Annotated in this window: 18 protein-coding genes and 1 tRNA gene; 14 read left to right on the top strand and 5 right to left on the bottom strand. The window is 37.6% G+C overall.

Annotation, left to right across the window (positions count from 1 at the left end):
• Positions 1–201 precede the first annotated feature (201 nt).
• Entirely contained in the window at positions 202–2,994 is a 2,793-nt protein-coding gene (gene ileS / locus IGJ76_RS08985) for an isoleucine--tRNA ligase (protein WP_067480578.1), read from the top strand.
• A 150-nt stretch (positions 2,995–3,144) separates the two neighbouring features.
• Here the strand turns inward: ileS and zwf are convergent, their stop codons facing one another.
• From zwf to IGJ76_RS08970, 3 genes are all read right to left on the bottom strand, one after another.
• Entirely contained in the window at positions 3,145–4,668 is a 1,524-nt protein-coding gene (zwf, locus tag IGJ76_RS08980; protein WP_067480580.1) for a glucose-6-phosphate dehydrogenase, read from the bottom strand.
• 14 nt (positions 4,669–4,682) lie between these two features.
• Positions 4,683–5,330: a metal-dependent transcriptional regulator gene (locus IGJ76_RS08975; protein WP_067480584.1), complete on the bottom strand. Its 648-nt coding sequence runs from the start codon at positions 5,328–5,330 to the stop codon at positions 4,683–4,685.
• Between the two features lie 219 nt (positions 5,331–5,549).
• Entirely contained in the window at positions 5,550–5,906 is a 357-nt protein-coding gene (locus IGJ76_RS08970; RefSeq protein WP_067480587.1) for a DUF4828 domain-containing protein, read from the bottom strand.
• A 171-nt stretch (positions 5,907–6,077) separates the two neighbouring features.
• Here IGJ76_RS08970 and sfsA point away from each other — a divergent pair, with 171 nt between their 5' ends.
• From sfsA to IGJ76_RS08915, 11 genes are all read left to right on the top strand, one after another.
• Positions 6,078–6,815 carry a DNA/RNA nuclease SfsA gene (gene sfsA, locus IGJ76_RS08965; protein ID WP_067480590.1) on the top strand — a complete coding sequence of 246 codons (738 nt, stop codon included), beginning with the start codon at positions 6,078–6,080 and terminating at the stop codon, positions 6,813–6,815.
• 18 nt (positions 6,816–6,833) lie between these two features.
• Positions 6,834–7,847, top strand: a complete 1,014-nt coding sequence (locus IGJ76_RS08960; RefSeq protein WP_067480593.1) for a Gfo/Idh/MocA family protein — start codon at positions 6,834–6,836, stop codon at positions 7,845–7,847.
• Positions 7,847–9,127, top strand: coding sequence for a DEAD/DEAH box helicase (locus IGJ76_RS08955; protein WP_430596566.1), 1,281 nt, complete (start codon positions 7,847–7,849; stop codon positions 9,125–9,127). The genes IGJ76_RS08960 and IGJ76_RS08955 overlap by 1 nt, the downstream gene beginning before the upstream one ends.
• Before the next feature lie 63 nt (positions 9,128–9,190).
• Positions 9,191–11,890, top strand: a complete 2,700-nt coding sequence (locus tag IGJ76_RS08950; protein ID WP_067480598.1) for a sigma 54-interacting transcriptional regulator — start codon at positions 9,191–9,193, stop codon at positions 11,888–11,890.
• 164 nt (positions 11,891–12,054) lie between these two features.
• On the top strand, positions 12,055–12,372 hold the full coding sequence (locus IGJ76_RS08945; RefSeq protein WP_067480601.1) for a PTS sugar transporter subunit IIB: 318 nt from the start codon (positions 12,055–12,057) through the stop codon (positions 12,370–12,372).
• Between the two features lie 29 nt (positions 12,373–12,401).
• Positions 12,402–12,722 (top strand): PTS lactose/cellobiose transporter subunit IIA, encoded by a 321-nt coding sequence (locus IGJ76_RS08940; RefSeq protein WP_067480603.1) that lies wholly within the window; start codon positions 12,402–12,404, stop codon positions 12,720–12,722.
• A 141-nt stretch (positions 12,723–12,863) separates the two neighbouring features.
• The gene (locus tag IGJ76_RS08935; RefSeq protein WP_067480606.1) at positions 12,864–14,321 is read left to right on the top strand and encodes a PTS sugar transporter subunit IIC; all 1,458 of its coding nucleotides are present in this window, start codon (positions 12,864–12,866) and stop codon (positions 14,319–14,321) included.
• A 76-nt stretch (positions 14,322–14,397) separates the two neighbouring features.
• The gene (locus IGJ76_RS08930) at positions 14,398–14,619 is read left to right on the top strand and encodes a hypothetical protein (protein WP_067480609.1); all 222 of its coding nucleotides are present in this window, start codon (positions 14,398–14,400) and stop codon (positions 14,617–14,619) included.
• A gap of 30 nt (positions 14,620–14,649) precedes the next feature.
• A complete protein-coding gene (locus tag IGJ76_RS08925) occupies positions 14,650–14,829 on the top strand; it encodes a DUF3188 domain-containing protein (RefSeq protein ID WP_067480612.1) in 180 nt (59 codons plus the stop codon).
• A complete protein-coding gene (locus tag IGJ76_RS08920; protein ID WP_067480615.1) occupies positions 14,829–15,242 on the top strand; it encodes a DUF3284 domain-containing protein in 414 nt (137 codons plus the stop codon). Before IGJ76_RS08925 ends, IGJ76_RS08920 begins: the two co-directional genes overlap by 1 nt.
• A 128-nt stretch (positions 15,243–15,370) precedes the next feature.
• Positions 15,371–16,552, top strand: a complete 1,182-nt coding sequence (locus IGJ76_RS08915) for a GNAT family N-acetyltransferase (protein ID WP_067480618.1) — start codon at positions 15,371–15,373, stop codon at positions 16,550–16,552.
• A gap of 107 nt (positions 16,553–16,659) precedes the next feature.
• On the opposite strand, the gene IGJ76_RS08910 is transcribed toward IGJ76_RS08915, so the two are convergent.
• Positions 16,660–16,818 (bottom strand): hypothetical protein, encoded by a 159-nt coding sequence (locus IGJ76_RS08910; protein WP_270346148.1) that lies wholly within the window; start codon positions 16,816–16,818, stop codon positions 16,660–16,662.
• Positions 16,819–17,044: 226 nt separating this feature from the next.
• Between IGJ76_RS08910 and IGJ76_RS08905 the strand changes: the two genes are divergently transcribed.
• A tRNA-Arg gene (locus IGJ76_RS08905) sits at positions 17,045–17,116 on the top strand.
• A 300-nt stretch (positions 17,117–17,416) separates the two neighbouring features.
• Here the strand turns inward: IGJ76_RS08905 and IGJ76_RS08900 are convergent.
• Positions 17,417–18,649, bottom strand: coding sequence for an aminopeptidase (locus tag IGJ76_RS08900; RefSeq protein WP_095803746.1), 1,233 nt, complete (start codon positions 18,647–18,649; stop codon positions 17,417–17,419).
• A 260-nt stretch (positions 18,650–18,909) separates the two neighbouring features.
• On the opposite strand from IGJ76_RS08900, the gene IGJ76_RS08895 reads away from it, so the two are divergent.
• Entirely contained in the window at positions 18,910–19,482 is a 573-nt protein-coding gene (locus IGJ76_RS08895; protein WP_075491563.1) for a TetR/AcrR family transcriptional regulator, read from the top strand.
• The last annotated feature ends 19 nt before the right edge of the window (positions 19,483–19,501 follow it).

Below are 19,501 nucleotides of genomic sequence, written 5' to 3'. Positions count from 1 at the left end.
CAAGACCCTACAAAGTGAAAGATCCTCTACCTTAATTATTTCTGAAATAAAAGTAAGAAGTAACGGCTGACCTCGTTATTGGTCTCGAAGAAGTTACGTTTTTTGTAACTTAAATTTGGGTGGTACCACGGCATGTTCGTCCCTTTGGGATGCACGTGCCTTTTTTGCGTTTAGAAAAAATCAAAGGAGTGAAGTTCTTTTATGAAAATGAAAGAGACACTACAATTAGGAAAAACAAAATTTCCTATGCGTGGAAATTTGCCCAACCGTGAAGGTGAATGGCAAAAAGAATGGGAAGAAGTAGGCATCTACCAAAAAAGACAAGAATTAAATGAAGGCAAACCAAGTTTTATTCTACATGATGGACCTCCCTATGCGAACGGTAATATTCATTTAGGTCACTCTTTGAATAAAATTAGTAAAGATATTATCATTCGCTCAAAATCAATGTCTGGATTCCGTGCACCTTACGTTCCAGGTTGGGATACACATGGATTGCCAATCGAACAAGTATTAGCAAACAAAGGTATCAAACGTAAAGAAATGCCAATCACTGAGTATTTAGAAAAATGTCGTGAATATGCGCTTTCTCAAGTTGATAAGCAACGTGAAGATTTTAAACGCTTAGGTGTTGCTGGAGATTGGGCACATCCTTATGTAACATTAGATCCATCGTACGAAGCGGCACAAATTCGTGTGTTTGGAAAAATGGCAGAAAAAGGTTACATCTATAAAGGATTAAAACCAATTTACTGGTCTCCATCAAGTGAATCTTCTCTTGCCGAAGCTGAAATTGAATATAAAGATGTAAAATCACCATCAATCTTTGTTGCTTTTAAAGTGAAAGATGGCAAAGGAATCTTAGATGAAGATACGTCATTTGTTATTTGGACAACAACGCCATGGACTTTGCCAGCAAACCAAGGAATCGCTGTAAACGAAAACTTTGTTTATGTTCTAGTTGAAGCAGACGGACGCAAGTTTGTTGTAGCAAAAGATTTATTAGAAAAAGTTCAAGCTGAAATTGGTTGGGAAAATGTTACTGTACTGAAGGAAATCTCTGGTAAAGAGATGGAACTCATGACAGCACAACATCCTTTTTATGATCGTGAATCTGTAGTTATTTTAGGTGACCATGTAACATTAGAAGCAGGAACTGGTTTAGTTCACACGGCTCCTGGACACGGGGAAGATGACTACATTGCTGGGAATAAATATAAATTACCAGTTGTTTCACCAGTAGATTCCAAAGGTGTGTTTACTGATGAAGCACCAGGCTTTGAAGGCATTTTTTATGATAAAGCAAATCCAATGATTACAGAGTTGCTTGAAGAAAAAGGCGCGTTATTGAAAATTGAATTCTTTACACATAGCTATCCACATGACTGGCGTACAAAAAAACCAGTTATCTATCGTGCAACACCACAATGGTTTGCATCAATTGATGACTTCCGCCAAAACATTTTAGATGAAGTTGAAAATGTAGATTGGATTATCCCATGGGGCAAAACTCGTTTGTACAACATGATTCGTGATCGTGGGGACTGGGTTATCTCTCGCCAACGTGCATGGGGTGTACCATTACCAATTTTCTATGCGGAAAATGGTGAGGCAATCATTACACCAGAAACAATCGAGCACGTGGCAAAACTATTTGCAGAACATGGCTCAATCATTTGGTTTGAAAAAGAGGCGAAAGATCTTTTACCAGAAGGCTTTACACATCCTGGCTCACCAAATGGCGAATTTACTAAAGAAACTGATATCATGGATGTTTGGTTCGACTCTGGTTCTTCACATGAAGCTGTTTTACGTCAACGACCAGAATTATCATTCCCAGCAGATATGTATTTGGAAGGTTCTGACCAATATCGTGGCTGGTTCAACTCAAGTATTACAACGAGTGTAGCAATCAATGGTGTAGCGCCTTATCGCTCAGTTCTTTCTCAAGGTTTCACACTTGATGGTGAAGGACGCAAGATGAGTAAATCTTTAGGGAATACGATTGTTCCTGATAAAGTAATCAAACAATTCGGTGCAGATATTCTTCGTTTATGGGTGTCAAGTGTTGATTATGAAGCAGACGTTCGTGTTTCAATGGATATCTTAGGTCAAGTAGCAGAAGTATACCGCAAAATCAGAAATACAATGCGTTTCTTGATTGCTAATACAGAAGACTTTGATCCAAAACAAGATGCGGTTTCTTACAATGAATTACGTTCAGTTGATAAGTATATGACCGTTCGTTTGAACCAAGTGATTAAAGAAATCCGTGATGAAGGCTATGAAAAATATAATTTCATGCATATTTATCGTACAGTGATGAATTTCTTAACCGTTGATTTATCTGCATTCTATTTAGATTTTGCCAAAGACGTTGTTTATATCGAGTCAGAAAATGACTATCAACGTCGTTGTATGCAGACTGTCTTCTACCAAACTGCTGTTGCATTAACAAAATTATTAACACCAATCATTCCTCATACAACAGAAGAAATCTGGTCATTCTTAAAAGAAGAAGAAGACTATGTACAATTGAGTGAATTGCCTGGTTATGAAGAATTTTCAAATCAAGCTGAATTGATGGATACTTGGGAAGCATTTATGGATTTCCGTGACAAAGTGTTGAAAGCTTTGGAAGAAGCAAGAAATGCAAAATTGATTGGTAAATCTTTAGAAGCAAAAGTAACGGTTTATCCAAATGAACAAGTTCGTGAATTATTGACAGCAGTGGATGCTGATATTCCACAATTGTTGATTATTTCTCCTGACTATTTTGAAATTGCCTCTGCAGGAGAAGTTGCTCCAGCTGACGCAGTTGATTTTGAAGATGTAGCAATTTTAGTTGAAAAAGCAGACGGAGAAGTTTGTGATCGTTGTCGCCAAATCCGTAAAGATGTTGGTGTGGATGAAAAATTACCACACTTATGCGGACGTTGTGCCAAAATTGTTGAAGAAAACTATCCAGAAGCTGTTGCAGAAGGATTCGAATAAGAAAAGAACAAGAGAAGAAAAGAACAAAAGAAAGAACTATCCATTTAGTTGGATAGTTCTTTTTTATGTAAACTAACTAGACAAAAAAGAAGCACGTTTCTTATCAACTGTTGATGATAAGAAACGTACTTCTTTGAGTCAAAAGAGTTGTTAATTTAATTTTCCACGTTCACGGTACCAATGGTCGGGTTGCCAGATCCATTCAAAACCATCTTTTTCTAGAAGTTCGAATGCTTCATCAGGCCCCATTGAACCAGCTTTATAATTGGGGAAATCTGGCTGGATTTGATCCCACGTTTTACGAATTACGTCAACGATATGCCAAGATTGAGCAACTTCTTCCCAATGTGAAAAGTTTGTTCCATCACCATTTAAGGAATCTAAAAGTAATTTTTCGTAAGCTTCAGGACTATTTTCAACCATTTCAGCACTATTTCGAAAGGCTAACTTGATTGGTTCAGTATCAAACCCTTGTCCAACTTCTTTCCCATTAAGTGAAAGAGAAAAACCTTCTGTTGGTTGAATGTAGATGGTCAAAACATTTGGTGGAAGGTTTGTTTCTTCGCAAGCTTCATCAACAGAAGTTTTAAAAACATTGACGGGTACTTGTTTGAAGACCACGTTGATTCGGGTTCCTTTTTCCGTCAAACGCTTACCAGTTCGGATATAAAAGGGAACACCGGACCATCGAAAATTATCGATAGTGAATTTTCCAGCGACAAATGTTTCTGTTTCAGAATGTTCATCTACTTTATCTTCATCACGATAAGCCTTGAAACGTTGTCCATCCAATTCTCCAGCTGCATATTGTCCACGAACAAAGTTTTCTTTGACTTCATCTTCGTTATAAATCCGAACAGCTTTTAAGGCTTTGATTTTTTCTGTACGAATTTCTTTTTCAGAAAAGGCAACAGGAGGTTCCATCGCTAATAAAGCGACAACTTGTAGAATGTGGTTTTGCACCATATCTTTTAGTGCACCACTGTGATCGTAATATCCACCACGATCTTCGACACCGAGGCTTTCACCAAATGTGATTTGGATATTGTCAATGTAACGGTTGTTCCATTGTGATTCAAAGATATTGTTAGCAAAGCGAATAGCTGAAATGTTTTGAATCATTTCTTTTCCTAGATAGTGGTCGATTCGAAAAATATCCTGTTCAGGAAAAACCTGTCGAATTTGTTGGTTCAAGTCAAAAGCAGATTGATAATCTGCGCCAAATGGTTTTTCGATAATCAAACGATTGAACCCAGTCTCGGTAACGATTTTTTCTGATTTCAAATGTGTAACGATCGTTCCAAAAAATTGTGGTGCCATTGCTAAATAGTACACGCGATTTCCGCTGATTTGGTATTTCTCATCCAATTCGTCCGCTAATTCTTTAAGGGTTTGGTAATGCGTAGAATCATTTACATCATGTGACTGATAGTAGAAATGGTCAGCAAAGCGTTCAGCTTCTTCAGCAGTTGGGTTCAATGATTGAATCGTCTCTTTGACTACTTCACGGTAGTGTTCATCTGACCAAGGACGGCGCGCGGTACCAATCACTGCAAAGTGTTCATTTAAATTCCCCTTTTTATAAAGGCGGAATAAGGAAGGGTACAGCTTGCGTTGTGCTAAATCGCCTGTACCGCCAAAAATCGTAAATAAAACATTTTTTTCATTTGACATGCAGATGTCCTCCTTTATAGTTTATCAACAAAAATGGTACTAGCCGCCTTGAAGCTGACGGAAATTTGTTTGGTTTCGTTCTTTATCGTAATCGGGCCTTCGTAAGCTGCGATATCAATGATTTCATATTCTTCATCAATATTTAGATCAATGGTTACAAGGTAGTCGAGTAGTTCTTTTTCATCTAGTACGCGAGCAATCCGAATGTGTGTGCCAAGTGGATAAGATTCTAATGTTTGGCGGCGCTCTTCATGAACAACTTGTTCTTTTTGTGGGATAATGCCGCCGTGAGGGCAATGCTTAGGATGATTCAAATAGTTTTCTAAACGATCTGCAAGTTGTTCTGACGTAACATGTTCTAAGACTTCAGCGTCATCATGTACTTCATTCCAACGATAATCTAAATGTTCAACTAAAAAAACTTCCCATAAACGATGTTTGCGAATCAAGCTACTAGCTTTATAAAGTCCCGCGGTCGTTAATTGTACGCCTTGGTAGGGTGAATGTTCAACTAATTGCTCTTTCACAAGTTTTGAAATCATTTCACTAACGGACGCCGGCGAGACATCCAGGCTGGATACGATTTGTTTATTGTTAACTTTGGTTGTATCGCCACCCAACTCTAAAATGATTTTTAAGTAATCCTCTCGATTTGGTGTCATGTTCGATCATCCTTTCATGGTAAAAACCATCAATAGTAAGTGTAACAAAAAAAAATGAAAATGACTATTTTTCTAAATGAAAAAATGAGGAATTTTTGTTCGCTCTTCACAAACAAAAACAGCTGACACAAATTGGTCAGCTGGATTATTTACCAGAATCAATTGAATTGTTTGAAGTGATTTTCTAGGTTATTTTTGTGACAAGAAAATTGAAATAAATTATTGCTCTTTTTTGCTCAAAACATATGAGATATCTTCAGCTTCATCATAAAATGTCATCGGCGATTGGTTCGTCAATACGAGATGGTAACCATATTGATCACGAACAACAAATTTTTGAGCATTTAATTCGATTAAGGTTGCTTGGATTGGTTGCTGATCTAAAACTAACGTGTATTCAGGAAGAACAGTTAGTTGATGCTTTTGCTGAAGCTGATCTTGAAAATACCAGGTGCGAACATAAATTGTAACATCACTTGCTTTTTCTTGCTTTTTTTGTTGCCTTTTTTGAACAGCGACCCCACCGAGCAAGGTCAATAACGACATGCCAATCAGATACGAAATTCTTTTTTTCATCGAATCGCTCCTTCTTAACTAAATTAAACGGGGAAAGTTCGTAGTCATTTTTATGCTTACATTCATTCTACCGAAAAAAGGATAAAAATTCTCTAAGACTTTCGACTGGTTTTTCAAGTGTTTTTAGTAAAATTATGATAGGATACTAAATAGAAAGATAGGTGACAACAAGTGGATTATCAGCAAGTCGAGGTCGTCTCTTTTCTTGAACGACCCAATCGTTTTATTGCCTATTGTCAAAAAACAGACGGCGAGGTCATCACTGCTCATGTCAAGAATACAGGACGCGGAAGAGAAGTGTTTCTTCCAGGTGCGCAAGTTGCAGTGACTTACACGCCAAGTCCTAAAAGAAAAACAGATTATGATTTAATTGCAGTTAAGAAAAAAGACGCTTGGTTCAACATTGATAGCCAATTGCCTAATCAGTTAGCTGCTGAAGGAATTTTAAATGGGAAAATCCAGTTGCCTGAGCTGATGGGGGAAATTACTTTTTTGAAACGTGAAGTTGTGTATCATCATTCAAAATTTGATATCTATTTGGAAACTTCAACGAATCAAAAAATTTTTGTGGAAGTCAAAGGAATGACGTTAGAAAATTTAGCTGTCGGAGCATTTCCGGATGCGCCAACGACGCGAGGGCTAAAACATATTTTGGAATTAGTAGACGCACACAAAGAAGGGTACTTGACATATGTTTTGTTTATTGCTCAATTTGAACAATTAACAGTCTCTACGATTCATCAAGAGATGCAACCAGAATTTGCACTGGCTATTCGAGCAGCTCAAACAGAAGGCGTCCAAGTTCTTACGTATAATTGTTTGGTGAACGCGGATAGTGTACGATTAAAGCAAAGAATTCCTTTTGATCTGGATGCACCGTTTAAAAATCCAGTGAATGAAAATAATTAAAGAAAAGAGGACGAGAAAATGATTCATTTAGGTATTATTGGAACAAATTGGATCACACATCAATTTGTTGAAGCAGCTTTAAGTACAAAAAAATATGAACTAACAGCAGTTTATTCAAGAAAATTGGAAAAAGCGCAAGCATTTGGCGAAAAATACTCGGGTGATATTGAGTTTGCAACAGACTTAGTAACATTCTTTGGAATTGCCCATATGGATACCGTTTATATTGCTTCGCCAAACAGTCTTCATTTTGAACAGGCAAAACAAGCTATTTTAGCTGGTAAGAATGTAATCGTTGAAAAACCTGCATTCTCAACACCAAAAGAAATGGATGAAATCATTCATCTAGCGAATGAACAAAAAGTGTACTTCTTTGAAGCCGCTCGTAATATTCATGAAAAAGGCTTTAAAAAAGTTACAGATCACTTACCTTCAAAAGACGAAATCATTGGTGCGAACTTTAGTTATATGAAGTATTCTTCTCGGTATGACCAAGTCCTAGATGGTGAAGAACCAAATATTTTCTCTCCTCATTTTTCTGGTGGGGCAATGATGGATTTAGGTGTTTATTTAGTTTATGCGGCAGTTGCTTGGTTTGGTATGCCAAAAGAAGTTCACTATTTTTCAAGAAAAATTTCGACTGGAGTCGATGGTCTTGGCTGGGGGATTTTACGCTATGATTCCTTTGATGTTGCAATTCAACCCGGAAAAATTGGCGATTCCTTTATGCCTTCTGAAATTTATTTTGATTCAGGAACCTTAGTTTTAAATGGGGTGAATGCGATTGAAAAGGCGGAGTTCCATGATCGAAATCAACAGGAAATCGTGGATTTAGCAATCCAAGTCGCAGAAAATCCAATGGTGGAAGAAGCGGCAGACTTTGCGAATGTACTCAATCATCGCGAAGATCGTGCATGGGGCTTATTGTATGAAGAATGGGTCGAATTAGCACGAAATGTGAACCAAGTCGTTTACGATTTAAGAAAAAATGGAGGCATCACTTTTGATGCAGATAATGAGGAAGAAATTTAATGAATGAATTTATACAAACATTTCCTGAAAAATGGCAAGAAAAATGGACGAGTCAAGGATTTGAAGAACCTTCTTTGATTCAGCAAGCTGTTTTTCAAAAATTACGTGAGAAAGAAAGCTTAGTAGCAATCTCCCCAACGGGTTCTGGCAAAACGTTAGCCTATCTTTGGCCGTTACTACTCAATGTTCAACCACAAGCTGGTAGCAGTTTACTGATTTTGACTTCATCGCAGGAACTGGCAATCCAAGTAACGGAAGTTGCTCGCACATGGGCAGCTTTAGTTGATTTAAAAGTTCAATCGTTACTTGGCGGTGCCAATGTGAAACGACAAGTCGAAGGGCTGAAGAAAAAACCAGAAATCTTGGTAGGAACACCCGGGCGCGTTTTAGAATTGATGAAGGGGAAGAAACTGAAAGCACACCAAATCCAAACAATGGTATTTGATGAAGCAGATCAGTTATTTGATGAAAGTAGTGTTCAATTAGTGAAACAAATCTTGCATCAAGCACCAGTTGATTATCAATTAGCTTTCTTTTCTGCTACGGCAGATCGTTTGTTGGAAATGTTTGAAGAGATTAGTGGGAAACAGCTTCAAGTGGTAGATGTTTCCAAAGAAGACGAGTCAAGAAAGGGACTGCAACATTACTTTTTACGTGTTCCTGCACGTAAAAAAGATGATTATTTGCGTCGTTTGATGCATGTGGCTGGTTTTCAAGGATTAGTGTTCTTTAACCAGCTAAGTGAATTGGGTCTGATGGAAGAAAAACTAACATTCCGTGGTGTAACGGTGGGAAGTTTGGCTTCAGATCAAAATAAACTACTTAGAAAAGCAGCATTGGATTATTTCAAGGCAGGTAAAACAACAGCCTTATTGACAACAGATGTGGCTGCTCGTGGCTTAGATATTGCTAAACTACCTTATGTTATCAACGCGGAAGTTCCCTTCAATGTCGAAACATATCTTCACCGTTCAGGTCGTACAGGTCGAATGGGAAATGCTGGTACGGTCATTACTTTGGTTCAAGACAATCAGCTAAGAGATATGAAGAAAATCGCGCGTGAAGCAAACATCACGATGACCGAAATCTATTTGTATGGTGGGATGTTACATCATGAGCCTGCTGAAAAAGAAGAAAAAACAGAACGTCCACTAAAAAAGGTGAATCCAACAGTAGCAAAACACACAAAAATGCTTCCTGAAACAGAAAAAATCAACAAAAAAAACAAGAACAAGAAGAAAACAAAAAAGCAAAAAAATAAAGGATCAAGGCGCAAATAAGCGCCTTTTTGTGTTATTATGTTGAAAACGGCATCAATGAAAACTCACTAAAGGAGGGTTTGTATGAATGCTCGCCAGAAAGAAATCATCCATTTATTAACAATCAATCAACACGGCTTAACTGCAAGTGACGTAGCCAAACATCTTCACATTGATCGAAGTAATGCAAGCCGTTATTTAAGTGATTTATATAAAGAGCGACAAATCATGAAAACCGCTGGTCGTCCGGTGGTTTATTCTATGTCCAAAGAAGCAAAAGAAGAAGTCCATGTTGATTCATCAACACAAGTAACCTTTGAAACATTAGTAGGAGAAAACGAATCGCTGAAAGTGAGTATCCAACAAGCAAAAGCAGCGATTCTCTATCCACCAAGAGGCTTACATACAATTATTTTTGGGGAAACAGGTACAGGGAAATCTATGTTTGCAGAATGTATGTATCATTTTGCGATGGACTCTGAAACTTTGGCACCTGATGCACCGTTTGTTTCATTTAACTGTGCTGATTATGCACAGAATCCTCAATTGCTGTTTGGACACATTTTTGGGATCAAAAAAGGCGCCTACACGGGAGCTGCAGAAGACAGCCCAGGGTTAATTGCAAAAGCAGATGGCGGAATTTTGTTCCTTGACGAAATCCATCGACTTCCACCTGAAGGTCAAGAAATGTTGTTTACTTTTATTGATAAAGGAATCTATCGACCATTAGGTGAAAGTGCGCAAGTTCATGAAGCAGCTGTGCAAATTATAGGTGCTACGACGGAGTCTTCTGAAAGTTTCTTGACGACGTTTAATCGTCGTATTCCGATGGCAATTACATTGCCAAACTTAGCTTCACGTTCATTGGATGAACGGTATGAAATTATTTCACTCTTCATTAAACAAGAGGCTAATCGATTGAATCAACGCATCGACATTGAACGAGAAGCGATTTTAGCATTTATGCTCTATGATGCAGAAGGAAATATCGGTCAAGTGAAACGTGATTTAAAATTAGTTTGTGCCAAATCATTTCTGCATTACCGCACGCATAATGAACAAAAGTTGATTATTCGTAAAGAAGAACTTTCGTTACAAGTTCAAAAAGGCTTATTAAAAATCAAGGAACTTCCAGAGCGCTTAGATCATTTTATCGAAAGTAAAAGCCAATACTTGACCTTTGAGCCAGGATTGGCAGATGTTGTTTGGTCACAAGATCCTGAACGTAATATGCAAGTTTATAATGACATTGAAGAAAAAGTAGCTAGTTTGGCTGAAACTGGTGTGGAAAGTATCGATTTAGAAGCGCTGATTTCAAAAGATGTCGATGAATACTTTGAAACCTATGTCGAAGAGCTAACGCAAAGCAATATTCCTAAGGATTTGTTGCCAGATGATATCTGGCAGTTGACGAACCAATTATATGATGTGGCAGAAGAACGATTGGATCGGATTTATAATGAAAAAGCACGGTTTGCTTTTGCTTTACATTTACAAAGTACATTGGATCGCGTACGTGATGGACACATGATTGTTCATCCGGATTTGAATAATATCCGCAAGCACTTTAAGAAAGAATTTCAAGTCGCAATTGATTTGTCTACTATTATTGAAGACGAATGCGAAGTTGAGATTCCGTTTGATGAGATAGGCTTCATCAGTATGTTTTTATCAATCAATTTAGGTGAGAGCGAGCGGGTCAAAGAAAATAATGTCGATGTCCTTGTGTTGATGCATGGGCGCCAAACGGCTTCCAGTATGTTGGAGATGGCGCAGGAACTTCTTGGAACTAAAATCGGGGCAGCCTTTAACATGCCGCTTGCTATGGAAGTGCAAACGATGTACGAAGAAGTCTTAGCTTACGTGAAAGCTCGTCAAGCACAACTAAGCAATGGATTACTGTTATTAACTGATATGGGTTCCTTAAACACATTTAGTAATTTGATTTATGAAGAGACCGGTGTTCGGACAAAAGCAATTACGATGACAAGTACGATGATTGTGATTGAAGCAATCCGAATGGCGAATGTGGGAAGAAGTTTAGAAGATATTTATCAAAATATCCAGTTATCCTTTGAATCAATTGTTCGTGACCAATTCAAGTTGGGTGATGTGGCAGATAATCAACGTAAAAAAGCAGTTATCGTGACTTGCTTTACTGGTGAGGGCGTAGCCGCGAAGCTTTACCAACGGATTGCACCAGTTATCAATCAACAAAAAGTTGAGTTGATCCAAATGCAATTTTTAGAAAGAGAGTCCTTCAAAAAACATATTGATGCTCTTTTAGAAGAATACGAGATTAAAGCAATTGCTGGGACGGTGGATGTGGATTATCAAAATATCCCGTTCTTTTCAGCATATGATATTTTCAATGATGAGAAGTTGAACACATTGAAACGAATGGCTGACGATGAAATCCCAATTGATAAGATTGTCTATTCTTTAAAAGACTCGTTATCAGCCATTCCGGCAATCGATGAACTGATTTATTCCTTACAAAAGGTAGTTCAACAAGTTCAAACAGATATTTCAATCATCGTGGAGCCAGGAGTCGATGCAGGAATCTTGATTCATTTAGCATTTATGATTGACGCTCTTATCAAAAATGAAGAGAGCCGTGTCTTTAAACAACTGCCAGAATTTGCTAAGAAATATCGACTTGAGATGGATATGGTTCGTACAAATTTAATGCCGTTAGAAAGAAAGTATCAAATCAAAATCTCGGAAGATGAGATTGCGTATCTTACACAGATGTTTCTGGAAAATAAGATTAAAAATGAATAGAGTATACAGTACAGCACACTAATCGTTGTTTTGCACACAAAACCAATAGTGTGCGCACTGTTTTTGAAGGCTAAAAGGCGTGAAAACGCTATTTTAGCCTTTTTTTATTGGCACGCTTCTTGCATTATAATAAAGTGTAAAACAAATTAGAGGGAGTGGAGAAAATGGTGAAAAAAACGATCATGTTAGTTTGTTCCGCTGGAATGAGCACAAGCCTACTTGTAACAAAAATGCAAAAAGCAGCTGAAGAAAAAGGAATCGATGCAGATATCTTTGCAGTTTCAGCTTCAGATGCAGACAACAATTTGGAAGCAAAAAATGTAGACGTACTCTTATTAGGACCTCAAGTCCGCTTCATGAAATCCCAATTTGAACAAAAATTAGCGCCAAAAGGTATTCCTTTAGATGTAATCAACATGCAAGACTATGGCATGATGAATGGTGCAAAAGTACTTGAACAAGCAGAAAGTTTAATGAAATAACTGATTAAGAAATTTGGAGGAAGACAAACGTGGAAGATCAACAAAATTTAGAAGCCATCATGGGTTTGATTATGTATGGTGGTAACGCAAAAAGTGATGCGATGGAAGCAATCGCGGCAGCGAAACAAGGTGACTTTACCTTAGCAGATCAAAAAATCGCAGATGCTGAGGAATCACTAGTCCAAGCACATCATTCACAAACAGAAATGCTAACACAAGAAGCACAAGGAAATCATGTACAAGTGACTTTATTAACGGTTCATAGCCAAGATCACTTGATGACTTCGATTGCGTTTACAGATTTAGCAAAAGAAATTATTGATATTTATCGTCGCTTAGGAAATGAGTAATACTTCTTTTTTGAACGGGAGAAGTTATACGCCAACACCTTCTTTTTTGAACGGAAGAAGAAAAAAATTTTGAACGGATTTTTTAACTTGGTATAGGGAGGCAACTCTTTGTATAAATAAACTTATAGGAGGAACAATAAAATGAACGGATTGACAGCTTGGATGGAGAAACACATCCTACCGGTTGCCGCTAAAATTGGCGCGCAGAAGCACTTAGTTGCTTTACGTGACGCTTTTATCGGTACAATGCCTGCAACGATGGCAGGGTCTGTTGCTGTAATGATCAATGCAATCATTCGTGATTTGCCACAGCAATTTATTAGTACTTATGCAGATAGTTTAGCAGCAGACAAAGGTTTCTTTGCAGTATTAAATGTTATTATTGGTATCAACGGCTTTGTTTGGAACGGAACACTAGCTATCGCAGGTTTGATTTTTGCCTTTTCTTGGGGCTATAACTTAGCACGAGCTTATGGTGTAAATGACCTAGCAGGTGGTATCGTAGGTTTAGCAACGTTGATTCAAGGGATCGCGTTTGGTCCTTCTCTTTCAGCAGCGCTAAATGTGGATGTTCCAGCAAATGTAGCAGAAGCAATCAACAATAGTGGTGTTGGTGCGACTGTAGCAGATGGTACATTATCTGTTGGTTTATGGGGTTGGTTGAATTTAAATCACCTAAATGGAAATGCTTACTTCACTGTTATGATTATGGGTGCCATTTCTGTTATTATTTTCTGTAAATTGATGTTAGCTGACATTACAATCAAAATGCCTGATTCAGTACCACCGGCAGTTTCTAAAGCTTTCGCAGCTATTTTGCCAGCAACAATCGCTTTATATGTAATTGCAATTATTAACTATGTTGTCGGACGTTTCACTGATGGTCAATTGATTATTGACTTAGTTCAAAAATACATTGCTGAACCATTCCTTGGTTTATCACAAGGGATCGGCGCTGTATTGATCGTTACAGTCTTTGTGCAAATTTTCTGGTTCTTCGGGATTCATGGTCCAAACGTATTGGCACCAGTGCTAGAAGGTATCTGGGGACAAGCACAATTGATCAATATCGATATTTTCCAAAAAGGTTACAATGGAAAAACAGGTACACCAGCTGTTTTAGATGCTATTGAAGACGGCAAAGCTTACATGTGGGTTCGTGGTTCATTTGATGCGTTCGCTTGGTTTGGTGGTTCAGGTGGGACAATCGTTCTCTTGATTGCTATCTTGATTTTCTCAAAACGTGCGGATTATCTAACAGTTGCAAAACTGTCAATTGGACCTGGTCTTTTCAATATCAATGAACCAGTAATGTTTGGTTTACCAATCGTATTGAACGCAATCATGTTCATTCCTTTCTTGATTGCGCCAGTTGTTGCGACAGCAATTGGTTGGGTAGCAACTTACCTAGGTCTGGTCGCACCGGTATCGCAACAAGTAACATGGGTTGTACCGCCATTCTTACTATCATTCTTAGCAACAGGGGCAGACTGGCGTGCGCCAATCGTAACCTTAGTATGTATGGTCGTGACCTTCTTAATCTGGGCACCATTTGTTATTGCAGCAAACAAAATGGACCCTAATGCTGGGGAACAATAATTAACTAAAGATAGACTGCTGACGCTTCCAGTGAGGTGGAGGCAGTCTTTTTTGTAAATATTAGGAGGACAAATCAATGATTACAATCGCAAGTGCAATGCAACAAGATGCTATCAAAGAACTTTTAGAAGGATTTAACGAAGATGGAATTAGCTTCCAATTTAAAGAAAAACAAGGGATTAAGCTAATGTTTGAAACAACAGCAAGTGATCCAGAAGTAGCCGCTAAAAAGGCAAAAGAACTAATCAAAGCGCAACCTTGGGGCACAGTTTTATATTTCCAAGCAACTGCAGTATAATAAAAGTGTTTGAAAGATAGGATGGTTTAAATGATAAAAAATGGCTTATTTTTATGTAGTATTGGCTCTTTAGTGTTATTGTATAGTCTAAACCCCAATACCCAAAGTTATGATTTATATAGTATGGTTACGGGCTTGTTTTTGTTAGGTTTAGGTATCTATTTCTTTAAAAAAGGAAAGAAAAAAGAAGTAAAGGAGAAAAATAACTAATGGAACTTACAAAAAAATTGAATATTCCGGCATCGTTCTTTTACGATAAAGTTATGGACTCTGTTCTTTTTGATGTGCGTAAAGCAACAGGGAAAAGCATCACACGTAAACAGCTAAATAACTTTGAATATGTAAAAGTATTTTCTAAATCAAGCCGTGCTCGAATCAAAATCGAGGAAGTTATCGAAAATCAATCTTATAAATTTCGGACATCAACGACCAAAAATGATTTTGTTGTTCACTATCAAATCAAACCAATCGATGATTCCTCATGTGAAATCCGTTATACGGAACAAATGACTTCGCATGGCGTATTGCAAAAATTGAATGATATGGTTTTGGGCACAATCTTGATGTATTTCAAACGTCGCCAATTCAAAAAAATGTTGACGATGATTGAAGAAACGTATTAGGTTATCATTACATGACAAAAAGAAAAAGCAAGTTGTAAATGAACTGATTGAGCGTGGATTGGAGTTTGCAAGTAACCAAACTTCAAGCGAGTTATCAATCAGTTTTTTGTGTAGGAGGAGTAGCAAGAATGAATAAAAAGGTCAAGGAATTAGGCAGTGCACAAATCGACGAGATGTTTGATTTAGCTGCTTACGCATTTAATTTTGAAGATACGTTTGAACGGCGGGAACGATTTCAAACCATCGCAGAACACTCATGGAATTATGGTTTTTTCAATGAAGAAGAACAATTGATGAGCCAAGTAATGGCTACACCGTTTCCGGTTGCTTTTCATGGGAAAGAACTGTTGATGGCTGGAATTGGTTATGTTGCTTCGTATCCGGAGGCAAGAGGGCAAGGCGGTATCAATCAAATCATGGAGCAAATCCTTACTGATTGTCGAGAAAGAGATGTGACATTGTCTTATTTAGCACCATTTTCTTATCCTTTTTATCGTCGTTATGGCTATGAACTGTTATTTGAAAAAGTTCATTATGAATTAGCTAGTCGTGATTTCCCCGCAGTCAAAAAAGTACCGGGAAAGATGGTTCGGACTTCGTTTGACCAGGCACAAGAAGCAATAGCAAAAATTTATCCTAAAATGGCTGACAATCAACGTGGTGCAGTTGCACGGGAAGCTTGGTGGATTGATTTTAAATTCCGCCAAAAGAAAGGACATCAGTTTGCATTGTATTATGATGAAGCTGGTGCAGTAGCAGGTTATTTAGTTTATCGTTTGGATACACCAACATTTACCATTGTAGAATGGGGCTATTTGACACACACTGCGTTTCAGGCGCTTGCTCGCTTTGTTGGTTCACACAGTGGGGCATTTGAAACATTTGCATTTGCTTGTGGCTACGCTGGCAATAATCTGAATACACTACTTGCCAATCCTTTTGCAAAAACAACAATCACACCAGATATGATGGCAAGAATCGTTGACTTAGCTAAATTTTTAGCTGCTTATCCATTTCCAAAAACACAAGTGGCTTTTGCTGTTGAAGTAACAGAAGATGCTTACGCAAGTTGGAATGAAGGTATCTTTGAAGTGGTCCTAGTTGACGGTGAAGTTCGTGTCAATCCCGTAACAGACTCTATGTTGCCAAGAGTTAGTGGGACAATCCAAAGTTTAACGCAATTATTTATGGGTTATAAAAAAGTTCAAGAATTGGTTTTCCAAGAAAAATTGATTTGTTCAGAAGCGTTAGTTGAAAAATTGGCGGAACTGATTCCAGATCAAAAACCTGTTTTAAACGATTATTTCTAAAAAAAGGGTCAGACAAAATGCGATGCACTTTGCCTGACTCTTTTTTTAAACGTTTATTTGTTCATAAAATTTTTTCGTCCGTGTTTTATCACGGACACAATCAGTTCCTACTGAGTGGGTTTTTTCTTAAACTTGAATTTTTTATTTGGCGGTTTAGGATGATCTTCTTTATGTTCCTGGATAGCAGCTTTTGAAATTTTTTCCCGATCTTTCTTTGAGGCATCGAAACGTTCAGCATAGATTTTTTCTTTCGGCTTTTCTGTCATCAAATATTCCTCCTAAGCATAAGACTTATTCATACTCTAAGTGTAGCATCAGCGAGTAGAAGATTGCGAATAGTTTGCTTTGAGAAGAAAAAACGTAAGAAATACTTCGTTTTTTGTCAGGGGAAGGCTTGCAAGAAAAAAACAAAACAGCTACAATAATTCTGTTGGACTTAAATTGTTCAAAGTAGTTTTTATGTTTCTTTATGTTTCAATTAATTGTTAAAAAGTTCCCTTAGTTAAATGGATATAACAAATCCCTCCTAAGGATTAGTTGCTGGTTCGATTCCGGCAGGGAACGTAATGGCTTAAAAAGTTAGCCTCTAAAACTTACTTCTAAAAGTTAGTTTTAGAGGCTTTTTGTTTACTTTTGGTCCCCAATTTGTGCCAAACAAGTTTTTTATTCGTAGAGAGAGTGTAGTTTTCTCAATTTTTTGAGAAATCTGAATAAAAAAATCATTTTTAATTGTTAAAATAATTACTGAAATCTGCTGCATTGCACCTGGGTTTTGAAAGCATACCCATCAAGTCAGTAAAGAACCCTCCACGCCGTGTCGTAGAGGGTTCTTTTTATCAGATAAATACCTTGGTTAGAAAAAAGCTATGCCCAATCACCATTTCTAAAGATTGGAACAGTTGAACCATCTTCGCGAATACCGTCTATATCCATTTGATTAGAACCAACCATGAAGTCTACGTGGGTTTGGCTACGGTTCAAGCCGGCATCAGCTAGTTGTTCTTCGGTCATTTCTGTTCCGCCTTTCAAGCTGAATGCGTAAGCCGAACCAAGTGCCAAGTGATTTGAAGCATTTTCATCAAATAAGGTGTTGAAGAAAATAATACCAGATTGGGAAATGGGTGACGGATCTGGAACAAGAGCAACTTCACCTAAATGACGTGCGCCTTCATCTGTGTCTAATAGTTTTGCTAAAACTTCTTCGCCTTTTTCAGCAGAGAAGTCAATCACTTTTCCATCTTTGAAGGTAAATTTCATTCCTTCGATGATTGTTCCAGCATAGCTTAAAGGTTTCGTGCTAGAAATAAATCCATCTACACGACGACTGTCAGGAGCTGTGAAAACTTCTTCAGTAGGCATGTTTGCCATGAATTTTTCGTTGCGTGCGTTCAAGCTGCCAGCACCTTCCCATAAATGGTTTTTCGGTAGACCAATAATTAAGTCAGTTCCTGGTGCGGTATAGTGTAAAGCAGTAAATTGTTCTTGATTTAATTCATTTGCTTTTTTCGCTAATTTTTCATCGTGATTTTTCCATGCGCGTACAGGATCTTCTTCATAAATACGAGTAGTTTTGAAAATTTCGTCCCAAAGTGCATCGACTTGTTCGGACTCAGGTAAATCAGGAAACACTTTGGCTGCCCATTGTTTGCCAGCAGCAGCGACGACTGTCCAACTTACTTTGTTTGCTTGAGTTGCTTTACGTAAATTGATCATTGCTTTACCAACAGCGCTTTGATAACTTGCTACACGATCGCCATCAACACCAGCTAGAGAATCCGGGTCAGCAGAAACGACGCTAATTCGACTAGCCCCTTTTTCTACCCAGTCATTTGTTTGGTCGATTTTGTATTGTGGGACATTTTCGATACGGTCTGTTGCAGCATGAGTTAAAAATTCTTTTTGAATAGTATCGTCTGTCCATTGTACGATGACTTCCGCAGCCCCTAATTGGTAGGCTTCCTGTGTAATCAGACGTGCTAATGGTGCTTGGTCAACGCTGATTTGTAGAACAACGGTTTGTCCTGCTGAAACATTGACACCAGTTTCAGTGATTAGACGTGCATATTTCTCAAGGTATTTATTAAAATTTGCTAACATGTATATTACTCCCCCTCATTATTTGATTTAATAACCAGTAATATGATAACATTTATTAATAGTAGAAACAATTAGTAAATAAGGAATGGATATGTTGGATTTTATGATTTTTATAAAAACGGAAACCAAGAGTATTCCTGTGATAAAAGGGTGGACGAAGAGTAAAAAAACAAATTTTGCATATCAAAAAAAACGTGTTACAATTAAAATAACCAATAGGTGGAAGCGTTATAAATAATTTTTGAGGAGATTAAAAAATTATGGCAAGAAAAAAGACGATTACCAGAGAGCAGATTTTAGCTGCTGCGTATGAAGTGGTTGCTACAGAGGGTTTTTCAAGATTTACTGCAAGAAATATTGCCAGTAAAATGAAATGTTCGACACAGCCAATTTATTTGGAATTCAAAAATATGGATGATTTAAAAACAGAGTTATTTGAACAAATTTATAGTTATCTAAGCAATGAAGTTTTTCCAGTTGAACACACAGGGCATAAAATCATTGATTTAGCGTACAATTACATTCATTTTGCCAATCGTGAGAAAAAATTGTATCGTTCTTTATACTTGGAAGAGTATGGTGGAGGGGAAGAGATGCAAGAATTTTCTTATAATTATTTCACGAATGCAGTCAAACAAGATGCTGCATATGCAAATTTATCAAAAGAACAAATCGAATCACTTCATAATGGTACTTGGATCGTCGCAACTGGGATTGCTGCATTGATGTCTTCAGGAATTATTCACCCAACTGATGCTCAAATTGAAAAATTGATTCAAGATAGTATCGATGCAATTCTTGTACAGGAAGAACCAATCAAGGTAAATTATTAGTGTGACTTCATGCTGTACA

The sequence above is a fragment of the Enterococcus sp. DIV0175 genome (assembly GCF_050529075.1).
GTDB classification, from domain to species: domain Bacteria; phylum Bacillota; class Bacilli; order Lactobacillales; family Enterococcaceae; genus Enterococcus_B; species Enterococcus_B thailandicus.
This window is presented reverse-complemented; position numbering and strand designations above follow the sequence as displayed.

Bases quoted from the DNA above. Each gene is read 5' to 3' on its own strand.
- ileS (WP_067480578.1), top strand. From the start codon at position 202: ATGAAAATGAAAGAGACACTACAATTAGGAAAAACAAAATTTCCTATG.
- zwf (WP_067480580.1), bottom strand. From the start codon at position 4,668: ATGTCAAATGAAAAAAATGTTTTATTTACGATTTTTGGCGGTACAGGC.
- IGJ76_RS08975 (WP_067480584.1), bottom strand. From the start codon at position 5,330: ATGACACCAAATCGAGAGGATTACTTAAAAATCATTTTAGAGTTGGGT.
- IGJ76_RS08970 (WP_067480587.1), bottom strand. From the start codon at position 5,906: ATGAAAAAAAGAATTTCGTATCTGATTGGCATGTCGTTATTGACCTTG.
- IGJ76_RS08960 (WP_067480593.1), top strand. From the start codon at position 6,834: ATGATTCATTTAGGTATTATTGGAACAAATTGGATCACACATCAATTT.
- IGJ76_RS08955 (WP_430596566.1), top strand. From the start codon at position 7,847: ATGAATGAATTTATACAAACATTTCCTGAAAAATGGCAAGAAAAATGG.
- IGJ76_RS08950 (WP_067480598.1), top strand. From the start codon at position 9,191: ATGAATGCTCGCCAGAAAGAAATCATCCATTTATTAACAATCAATCAA.
- IGJ76_RS08945 (WP_067480601.1), top strand. From the start codon at position 12,055: ATGGTGAAAAAAACGATCATGTTAGTTTGTTCCGCTGGAATGAGCACA.
- IGJ76_RS08935 (WP_067480606.1), top strand. From the start codon at position 12,864: ATGAACGGATTGACAGCTTGGATGGAGAAACACATCCTACCGGTTGCC.
- IGJ76_RS08930 (WP_067480609.1), top strand. From the start codon at position 14,398: ATGATTACAATCGCAAGTGCAATGCAACAAGATGCTATCAAAGAACTT.
- IGJ76_RS08925 (WP_067480612.1), top strand. From the start codon at position 14,650: ATGATAAAAAATGGCTTATTTTTATGTAGTATTGGCTCTTTAGTGTTA.
- IGJ76_RS08920 (WP_067480615.1), top strand. From the start codon at position 14,829: ATGGAACTTACAAAAAAATTGAATATTCCGGCATCGTTCTTTTACGAT.
- IGJ76_RS08915 (WP_067480618.1), top strand. From the start codon at position 15,371: ATGAATAAAAAGGTCAAGGAATTAGGCAGTGCACAAATCGACGAGATG.
- IGJ76_RS08910 (WP_270346148.1), bottom strand. From the start codon at position 16,818: ATGACAGAAAAGCCGAAAGAAAAAATCTATGCTGAACGTTTCGATGCC.
- IGJ76_RS08900 (WP_095803746.1), bottom strand. From the start codon at position 18,649: ATGTTAGCAAATTTTAATAAATACCTTGAGAAATATGCACGTCTAATC.
- IGJ76_RS08895 (WP_075491563.1), top strand. From the start codon at position 18,910: ATGGCAAGAAAAAAGACGATTACCAGAGAGCAGATTTTAGCTGCTGCG.